Here is a 4,848-nt window from a genome sequence, read left to right on the forward strand (position 1 = left end):
ATTACCTAAGTAACATGCAAATTCAATCTTAACAGAGCACTATAATCTTTGCGTTCTTTGCGGTTAATTTCTTTGAGTTCTTTGCGGTTAAAAAAGGATAAACCACTTAATCTTAAAAAAACTTGAACATCAAGTAATAGAAATTTATGGAAATTTGTTGTTTTCCACAATCAATTTCTACCTATTTCTATAAATTTCAATCTATTTCTATTATCTTATCTCCATATCACTCTTATCTCCTTATCCCCTTTCTTACACTTTTGATATATAGCCTGAACGGTTACTATTTTTTCTTGCCAAATTTTAGTTTGTATGGTATAAATATAAATGATGGATTTTAAAAAGTCTTTAATCCTTCTAATTTTATTTCTCCCTGCTTATGTATCGGCAAAGGAACCTCTAAAGGTAATCTGTGTTCCCTGGTATAACTCATATAACGCACATCAAACCTGGAGTGGAAAAGAGATTATCCTCAAAGGCACAGTTAAAGGTGGCACTGGAACTTTAAAATACCAGTGGGATTTTGGGGATGGTGGCTCGACTATACCTAAGATAATGACTAACCCTTACAGCATATCTGCTACACATACCTATAAAGGAAGTGAAAATACTCTATTCATCGCCACTCTAAAAGTAACTGATGGAATGAATAATACAGGCACAGATAGTTATCGAGTCAGGATAAGAGAAGCGACTACCACTGTGGCGATAGATATTGCTATTGATAATGCCCTCTGGTTTCTACATAGCACCCAAACACGAACAATACAAAGTGGGACAGAATGCGGATATTGGAAGGCGTCTGGTTTTTATGTTTCACCTACTGCGGCGGTAATTGAAGCATTTGAAAATCAAGGACGGTTACCAGGTGGGGATAGAGATGAAGACCCGTATGTAGAAACAATAGAAAGAGGATTTAATTATCTTTTTACCCGATGTGAAGTAGTTACAATTGGCACACAAACCGCTGGGGACCCGGATACAAATGACAATGGTATAGGAATAGGAATATATCAAGGTCAACCTATATATGAAATAGGGCCAATGATGATGGCGATAGTCGGCAGTCGTCAACCAGAGCGAGTAGCCAGGACCGGGCCGGTTATAAATCGAACATATCGAGAGATTCTTCAAGATATGGTTGATTATTGTGCCTGGTCACAAAGTGATGAAGGCACTCATACCCATGGAAGGGGTGGTTGGCAATATTCTCCTTATAATAATCAGAATGGGTGGAGTGATAATTCTGCAACTCAATGGCCAGTAATAGGATTAACCGCCTCAGCAACTGACCCCTGGAATATATCTGCACCTCAATTTCTTAAAGATGAGTTAAAATGCTGGTTAGAGTATAGTCAAAATACCAATAATGGGGGCTTTGGATATACATCTCCATCTGACCCTTCTTGTGTGAGGACTGGTGCGGGAATAGCTGATTTTGCCTATCTCGGATATACCGCTACTCAAGAAAAACCCAACAAGGCAATTAATTACTTGTATAACAATTGGAAAAATGGCGGTGCCAATTTTGGTAATTTTTATGGTATGTATGCCATTATGAAAGGGTTAAGACTTATAAAATTACCCTCGCCAGATATGCTGGGTGATATTGAGTGGTATAATGAGTATGTAGATTACCTTTTAAAAAATCAGTTTCCTGATGGCCATTGGGAGGATAAAAGTGGCTGGACAATATATCTAACCCCTTCACTTTCTACTGCCTGGGGAATACTTATTTTAATGAAATCTTTATTCAGTGCCCCACCTATAGCCATAGCCCGGATTAACCCACAAATAATCCAGGTAGGAAAATCAATCCAGTTTATTGGCACTAACTCCTACCACCTTGACCCAAAACGACACATTGTCAAATTTGAATGGGATTTTGGAGATGGCTTTAATGCACCAGGCTCGATTACTACTCATACATTCCTCCAACCAGGCGTATATTCCATACTCTTAAAAGTGACTGATGATAATTCTACACCTTTAACTGGTGAAGATATAATTCAAATTCGGGCATTAGTTGCGCCCGCAACCATAACTATCTCACCAGGCTCAGTCACCATCCCGGTGACAAAAACTATGGCCATTACCGCACTGGTTAAGGATGAATTTGGTAACCTCGCTGATGATGGAACTATCGTCAATTGGTCCACAACCATTGGTTCTATAACTTTATCTTCTCTGACTATCAATGGCATAGCCACGGCAACTTACTATGCACCCACCAAAGTCGCTACAGGCACCATCACCGCAAAAGTCGTTGGGGGAAAAAATCCATCTGACTCTATTATGGTCACGGTAACCTCTGGATTGCATCATCATTTTAATTTTGACCATATTGGCACTCAAACCGCAGGAACACCTTTTACTATCACCCTTACCGCAGTAGATTTCTGGAATAATCCTGTCCTTGATTTTAAAGATACCGTAACCTTAACTAACCTTAATGGTGAAATTACTCCAAAGACCATTACTGATTTTAAAGATGGTAAATACATTGGCACGGTGAGTGTTTTTAAGGCAGGAACGGCACTATTCATCGCTGATTGCAAAGGTAAAAAAGGGGTGAGTCCCCCATTCCTTGTTCAACCAGGTGAAGTCTCATACTTTTTGTTTGATGAAATTGGGACACAGATTGCTGGAATTGATTTCTTAATCAAAATTACGGCTTATGACAATTGTGGAAATACAGCAACAACATTTTCTAATAGTGTTAATCTAAGTGTCCAGCCTTATCAAGGTGGTAATTTTAAAGATGGACAATGGTCAGGGATGGTAGTTATTAAAAAAGCGGGCACAACAAATATTACCGCTATGTATAATGATAAATCTGGCACAAGCAATACCTTCTTAGTTAAACCCAATAACTTTGAGTTCTTTATCTTTGCAACAATCACCACACAAATTGCTGGGGAAGGTTTTCCAATTACCATCACCGCTTATGATGCCTATGATAACATTGCGGATTATAATAATACTGCCTATCTTCAAGATACATCTCATACGATTGCTCCACAAACTACCACAAAATTTACCTCTGGCATCTGGACAGGCACAGTTTCAATTAATCAGGTAGGAACTACGGCAATCACGGTCTGGTCTGGCACTAAAACAGGGATGAGCAATGTATTTTCTATCTTCCCCGCTGATTTATCTTACATCACTATCTCACCAAACACATTAGAATTAATTGTAGATGCCGCCGCACCACTAATTGCTAAAGGATATGATATCCAGGATAATGAGTTAGTGAATTTTGAATGTAACTGGGAGGTAACTGAAAATATCGGATATTTTAATCCAGATGTTGGCTCACAAACCATCTTTACCGCCGGGATATTAGTTAGGAAAGGAATAATAAAGGCTTTTGTCGGCAATATCTTTGCTACCGCGGGGATTACTATTCTCCCCGGCTCCTTATCTTATATTACTATCCTGCCAGAGGCAACGATTACTACGGTTACAAATTCACAACCTTTTAAAGTCAAAGGATTTGATAAATATGCGAATGAAAGGATGATAAATGGTCAATGGCAAATGAAAAATGGACTTGGAACTCTAACTCATCTTGAGGCAACCTATACGACCTTTGTTGCTGGAACAAAAACCGGTCTTGAGATATTAACATATAAAGTCGAGGAGATAACGGGAATTGCTACAATTACATTAATTTCGGATGTCTTAAACCATTTTGGGTTTAAACCGATTGAAGTTCAAATTGCAGGTCAAAAATTCGAGATTCAGATAACTGCCTACGATAAATATGGCAATATCGTGGAAAGTTTTAATAATTCTGGCGAATTGGAGGATACAACCACAACTATTTTACCCAAAACTACCTCTAATTTTAAATCAGGCACTTGCTCACAAGAGGTTGTTATTACTACGGCAATGGATAATGTAACCATTAATATATTTTCACAAGGCAAAACTGGTATTTCGCCACCATTTACGGTTTTGCCCGCAATTGTGAACCATTTTAAGATTGCCCCCATCTCAACTCAAATCTGGCGGACATCTTTTCCCGCAACCGTAACCGCTTATGATATTTATGAGAATATCGCAGATTATAATGGTGCTTTTAATTTAACTGACACGACCAATTCCATCAATATCACCCGTAATTTTACCGCAGGAATATGGACAGGCACGGTGAGTATAAATAAAGCAACGCCCGATGTAGAAATAACAGCCACAGATGGAGTCAGAACCATAAAGAGTAATCCATTTTTTGTTTTAATAGACGATAGTAAAGATGAAAAGATACAAGAAGGAAATATAGCGATACATGTGGCGCGATATTTTCTACCAGAAGACTATTACCCGGTTTTTATCAAAGACCCACCCGACCCAGAGGTTACTACGGCTAATTACTATACCGACAAAGATACTCTGGTAAAAAGGATTCCAGATACAGTTTATAAAATCGAGGGACGAAATGAACAAAGAGAGATTTTAACTGAGGGATTTGGCACAACATCAGCCTTCATTACGATTACCTATAGTGAAGGGGATGTATTTATGGTTGGCGGTAAAGAGTTAAATTTAGCGATTTATGAATTAAAAAATAATAGATGGGTGAAAATTGAGGATGGCGTGGTGAATACATTTGAAAATAAAGTCACCGCCCCTATTTCCCAACTTGGGATTTACACCTTAATTGTTTATCTTGAGGCTCAAGACCTCTCTAAATTCATCGTCTATCCTGTTCCTTTTAACGGAACTTCCCCTCAAAGATGGACCATAAAATGGTGCTAACCTTTTAATAATCAAGGGGATAGGCAAGTTTTAGACCTTAAAAGCGTGCATACGAATATTTTTTAAAAAAATTTTATTATTTTT

General features: G+C 38.2%; 2 protein-coding genes. Both read left to right on the forward strand.

Annotation, left to right across the window (positions count from 1 at the left end; translation table 11 throughout):
• Nucleotides 1-146: 146 nt before the first annotated feature.
• On the forward strand, nt 147-341 hold the full coding sequence (locus tag AB1414_15650; GenBank protein ID MEW6608854.1) for a hypothetical protein: 195 nt from the start codon (nt 147-149) through the stop codon (nt 339-341).
• Complete coding sequence (locus AB1414_15655; GenBank protein MEW6608855.1) at nt 328-4,764, forward strand: PKD domain-containing protein; 4,437 nt, start codon at nt 328-330, stop codon at nt 4,762-4,764. The genes AB1414_15650 and AB1414_15655 overlap by 14 nt, the downstream gene beginning before the upstream one ends.
• Nucleotides 4,765-4,848 lie beyond the last annotated feature (84 nt).

This window comes from bacterium (assembly GCA_040755795.1).
Taxonomy (GTDB): domain Bacteria; phylum UBA9089; class CG2-30-40-21; order CG2-30-40-21; family SBAY01; genus JBFLXS01.